Source organism: Actinoplanes siamensis (assembly GCF_016862395.1).
Taxonomy (GTDB): Bacteria; Actinomycetota; Actinomycetes; order Mycobacteriales; family Micromonosporaceae; genus Actinoplanes; species Actinoplanes siamensis.
This window is the reverse complement of sequence record NZ_BOMW01000119.1, coordinates 1-4,366: the sequence shown is the minus strand read 5'-3', so window position 1 is coordinate 4,366 and position 4,366 is coordinate 1. Positions and strand designations below refer to the sequence as shown.

The window sequence follows — 4,366 nt, the reverse complement described above, 5'->3', positions numbered from 1 at the left end:
CGCCCGCCGAAGCGCTCCAGCGCCGAAGCCGTCTCCCGGACCGGGAAGGCGGCTTTTTCGTTTCACCGACAATTCCTTATAGGGGTGTGGCGCAATTCGGTAGCGCAACGGCCTCCAAATCCGAAGGTTGCAGGTTCGAATCCTGTCACCCCTGCTTACTGTCCCCCGCAAAAAATCGCGGGCATGGACTCGTCGAGACCTCGGTCTCGGACATGAGAACTCCACAGTGCGAATGGCATGAGAATCCCCGCCGCCGGCGCCACCACGGGCCCGCCGCGGGGAACCCGACCACGGCCACCGGCCCTGGTCACCTTCACGCGCCGGCCGAGCCTCGGCCCGGCCGGCGCGCCTGGGGCCGTAGCTCAGCAGGAAGAGCGCCGCTGTGGCATGGCGGAGGTCGCCGGTTCGAGTCCGGTCGGTTCCACAGGAAGGGATGCGCCAGCCCCGCCGGCAGGCGGCCGACGGGGCTGGCTGGGGTGCCGGGGTGCGGCGTTGTGGCGCCGACCCCGAGCGGACCGAGCTACTGGCACTGGCGACCAGAACCGTCATCCAGGTGTCGGCACCCCTGAGACGTCGGAGGACCAAGCGACCGCACAGATCCGCGGGAGGGCGCCCTCCGGGACGGAGTTCCCGTACACGCCGCGGGTAGGGAACTCCCGCCACAAGCAAGATCCAGCAGCGCACAATATCGTCGGCTGACCACCGGCGACGCGGCCCATCACCGCGGCCGAGAGGCGTAGAAACGCTGCTGGACGACGTGAGCGACCGGGCCAATACGCCGTGGACGACCACCCGGCGCGCAGGCAGGTCACCGGCGGGCAACAGCCCGCACCCCGGCCGCTCCCGTCACATGCCCACCGAGTTCGGATGGCAGAACACCGGAGTGAAAACCCGGAGGCTCGCGGTTCGACCCCGCGGGTGGGCACGCACCACATGGACCCGTGGAGCAGCGGAACGCTCGTCGCCCCCTCAAGGCGGAGACGCCGGTTCGATCCCGGTCGGGTCTACAAGGTCACGTTGGTCATCCCGCTCCCCCACGCGAGCCGGTGCGGCCCCGGCAGGTACCTGCCGAGCGGGTTCGATCCCCGCAGCCACGTGACCCCTGCGGATGTAGCGCAGCAGGTAGCGCCCCACCTGGCCAGGTACCCGTTCGAGGCCGGGCGTCGGCTCTGGAGATCCCCACCCGTGTGGGACAGGCGGGGTGCAGCACCAAGGGGATCCAAGGCTGTCGCGCCTGCCCGGGCGGCGCGCGGCAGCCGGAAATCTGTCTCGGCTCGCGTTCGTGGCGGAAACGGCAGACGCGCCGGCCTCAGGTGCCGGTCCCGCAAGGGGTGAGGGTTCGACTCCCTCCGAACGTACGCATGGGGTCATAGCTCAGGAGGTAGAGCATCCCGCTCGCACCGGGAAGGTCCGGAGTTCGACTCTCCGTGGCTCCACTGTGGCCGGCACAGCGTGCCATCATGCCGCCGTAGCTCAGAGGGAGGAGCACCCGACTGTCGGTCGGGGGCCGCGGGTTCGAGTCCCGTCGGGGGCGCAAGAAGTACCTGGATACGTCGCCTAGTACGGCAGCCGCCGTTCGTGAGGTGACCTCGGATCCGGGGGGAACGAGGAGGGCCACCGCATGATCGTCTGTGCGTTGTGGACACAACATTCAACCTTGCGGTGGCCGAGAGCCACAGCGTAGAGCCTGCCCGGTGGCGACGAACCATCGACCTGGTGATCGACTCGTTCGCCGGCCGGTTCTGCCGGGTCGAGCCCCGCCGAGCGGCGGCCGGGTTCGTCACCGGACTGCTGGCCGACTTGGAGATCAAGACGTGTTGGCAGGTGGCTGAGCAGGCCGGACATGCCCGGCCGGATGCGATGCAAAGGCTGCTCTACCGAGCCAAGTGGGACGCCGACGCGGTGCGTGACGACATTCGCAAGGTCGTCGTCGACCGGTTCGGTGACCCCGATGGTGTCCTCGTGGTCGACGAGACCGGCGATCTGAAGAAGGGCGTGCACTCGGTCGGCGTCCAGCGCCAATACACCGGGACCGCGGGACGGATCGAGAACGCCCAGGTCGGCGTGTTCCTGGCCTACGCGAGCAGACACGGTCACGCCCTGATCGACCGCCGGGTCTACCTGCCGAAGTCCTGGACCGACGACCGCCAACGATGCCAGCAGGCCGGCGTCCCGGACGACGTCGTCTTCGCCACCCGATCCGAGCTTGCCGACGACATGATCACCGCCGCGGTGAAGGCTCGGGTCCCGGCCCGGTGGGTCGCCGCGGACGAGGCCTACGGCAACAACACCCAGCTACGGGGTGAGCTGCGCAAACTCCGCCTCGGTTACGTCCTGGCGGTCTCCTGCGACCACCTCGCGCCGATCGACGGCGCCAAGGTCCGCTGCCGCGCCGACCGGCTAGCCGCCGACCTGCCCGCCACGGCATGGACCCGGCGCAGCGCCGGCGACGGATCGAAAGGCCCACGGTTCTACGACTGGGCCTGGCTCGCCGACGTCGGCGCTGACGGCGACCCCGACGACAACGGCCGGCACAGCCTGCTGATCCGCCGCAACAACGCCACCGGTGAACTGGCCTTTTACCGCTGCTGGGCGCCGGGCCCAGTCACGCTCGCCCAACTGGTGCGGGTGGCGGGAGTTCGTTGGATCGTGGAAGAGAGTTTTCAGGCCGGAAAGGGCCAGGTCGGTCTCGACCAGCACCAAGTCCGCCGCTGGACGTCCTGGCATCGGTTTACCACCCTCGCGCTGGCCGCCCTCGCCGTCCTCGCGATCTGCACCGCCGACGCCCGCACCCCAGACCGCCGCGCCCAACCCGACATGATCGATCTGACCGTCAACGAGATCCGCCGCCTGATCAACGTCCTGCTGATCCCGCCAACCCGGAGCACCGCCTACCGTTTGCGCTGGTCAAACTGGCGACGCCGACATCAAGCACGCGCCAGACGAGCCCACTACGCCCGCCGCCTCAGCCTCGAAATCCAACCATGATCCCGAATGGCGGCTGCCGTACTAGTGGCTATGGCGCCCGGCTGCTAACCGGATTGGGGATCACCCCTCGCAGGTTCGAGTCCTGTCGTATCCGCGCACGGTCGGGCCTCCCGGGACTCGACAGTGGTAAGGCGCCCCAAGGGGTGGACAGCAGACCGGCCCGAGGAGGCCGGAGACCGCGCCGATCGGATCCGGGCGCCTCGGGCGAGCGTCCGTGACCTTGGCCTGATCAGCCAGGGGAATCCCCGTCTACCTGGTGTAGCTCAGCAGGTTGGAGCGCCCCGCTGATAACGGGAAGGACGGCGGTTCGAGCCCGCCCGCCAGGACGCGAAAAGGACGACCAGGCGGCCGCGCCACCCCACGGGCGTGGAGGAACGTCCGGGCTCCACAGGGCAGGGTGGTTCCTAACGGCAACCCGGAGAGATCCGCGAGCAGTGCAACAGAGAACAGACCGCCTCCGGCCCCGGCCGGCGGTAAGGGTGAAACGGTGCGGTAAGAGCGCACCACCCCGGGTGACCGGGGTGGCTCGGTGAACCTCACCCGGAGCAAGCCCAAGTGCGCCCGCGGCCGGACCGGCCGATCGTGCAAGGTAGGGCGCCAGATCCGGCCGGTGACGGCCGGGCGAGATGGATGGTCGCCACCGCGGTCACCGATCGCGGGACAGAACCCGGCGCATCGGTCGTCCTCGCTCGCATTCATGCCCTCGTAGCGCAGCGGATAGCGCACCGGATTACGGATCCGGGGGTCGGCGGTTCGAATCCGTCCGGGGGCACCAGGCGCGCACCACATCAGGGGATGGAGGTCGGTGGTGCGGATGCCAGACGGGACGTAGTTCAGCCAGGTAGAACGCTGGTCTGGGGGATCAGAGGCCCGCAGGTTCGAATCCTGTCGTCCCGACGAGGCCGGGGAGTCCACCGCGAGCAGGGGCGTGCGGTGGTCAAGACGGAATGCGCTGTTGAATCCGCGCCGTCTGGCCGTCATCTGGGTGTGGCGCAGCTTGGTCAGCGCGCCCGGTTCGGGGCCGGGAGGTTTCGGGGGTTCAAATCCCTCCACCCAGACTCATGGCTGGGCCAGCCGAGGGCAGGCGCCGGCCGCGGTCTCGAAAACCGCTGGGGTAACACCCGTGTCGGTTCGATCCCGACCCCATCCGCCATGACCGCAGCGACCACGGAAAACCGCAAGGCAGCGGTACGGCCACCGGAGAAAGCGCGGACCCCGATCCGCGCGTGGCGTTCCGGGCCAGTGGGAGGTCGCACCCTTGCGCCGGCGGCACTCGGGGAGTAGAGGAACTCGGTCGTCCTCGTCGGCCTCATAAGCCGAAGACCGCCGGTTCTCAAATCCGGCCTCCCCCACGTCCGGCTAGCTCAGCGGGAGAGCG

1 protein-coding gene, 12 tRNA genes and 1 other RNA gene are annotated in these 4,366 nt (G+C 69.1%); all 14 read left to right on the top strand.

Annotation, left to right across the window (positions count from 1 at the left end; all coding sequences use genetic code 11):
• Positions 1 to 80: 80 nt before the first annotated feature.
• Positions 81 to 154, top strand: a tRNA-Trp gene (locus Asi03nite_RS37250).
• A 197-nt stretch (positions 155 to 351) separates the two neighbouring features.
• Positions 352 to 424, top strand: a tRNA-Ala gene (locus Asi03nite_RS37245).
• 428 nt (positions 425 to 852) lie between these two features.
• Positions 853 to 925, top strand: a tRNA-Phe gene (locus Asi03nite_RS37240).
• 10 nt (positions 926 to 935) lie between these two features.
• Positions 936 to 1,007: transfer RNA gene (locus Asi03nite_RS37235), tRNA-Glu, on the top strand.
• A 269-nt stretch (positions 1,008 to 1,276) separates the two neighbouring features.
• A tRNA-Leu gene (locus Asi03nite_RS37230) sits at positions 1,277 to 1,358 on the top strand.
• Between the two features lie 5 nt (positions 1,359 to 1,363).
• Positions 1,364 to 1,436: transfer RNA gene (locus Asi03nite_RS37225), tRNA-Ala, on the top strand.
• A gap of 26 nt (positions 1,437 to 1,462) precedes the next feature.
• Positions 1,463 to 1,534: transfer RNA gene (locus Asi03nite_RS37220), tRNA-Asp, on the top strand.
• Between the two features lie 128 nt (positions 1,535 to 1,662).
• Positions 1,663 to 2,988 (top strand): IS701 family transposase, encoded by a 1,326-nt coding sequence (locus Asi03nite_RS37215; protein WP_444978657.1) that lies wholly within the window; start codon positions 1,663 to 1,665, stop codon positions 2,986 to 2,988.
• 252 nt (positions 2,989 to 3,240) lie between these two features.
• Positions 3,241 to 3,314, top strand: a tRNA-Ile gene (locus tag Asi03nite_RS37210).
• A gap of 6 nt (positions 3,315 to 3,320) precedes the next feature.
• Positions 3,321 to 3,679, top strand: an RNA gene (gene rnpB / locus Asi03nite_RS37205) — RNase P RNA component class A.
• An 8-nt stretch (positions 3,680 to 3,687) separates the two neighbouring features.
• Positions 3,688 to 3,763: transfer RNA gene (locus tag Asi03nite_RS37200), tRNA-Arg, on the top strand.
• Positions 3,764 to 3,810: 47 nt separating this feature from the next.
• Positions 3,811 to 3,885, top strand: a tRNA-Pro gene (locus Asi03nite_RS37195).
• A gap of 84 nt (positions 3,886 to 3,969) precedes the next feature.
• Positions 3,970 to 4,046 (top strand) — tRNA-Pro (locus Asi03nite_RS37190).
• A gap of 216 nt (positions 4,047 to 4,262) precedes the next feature.
• A tRNA-Met gene (locus tag Asi03nite_RS37185) sits at positions 4,263 to 4,340 on the top strand.
• Positions 4,341 to 4,366: the final 26 nt, after the last annotated feature.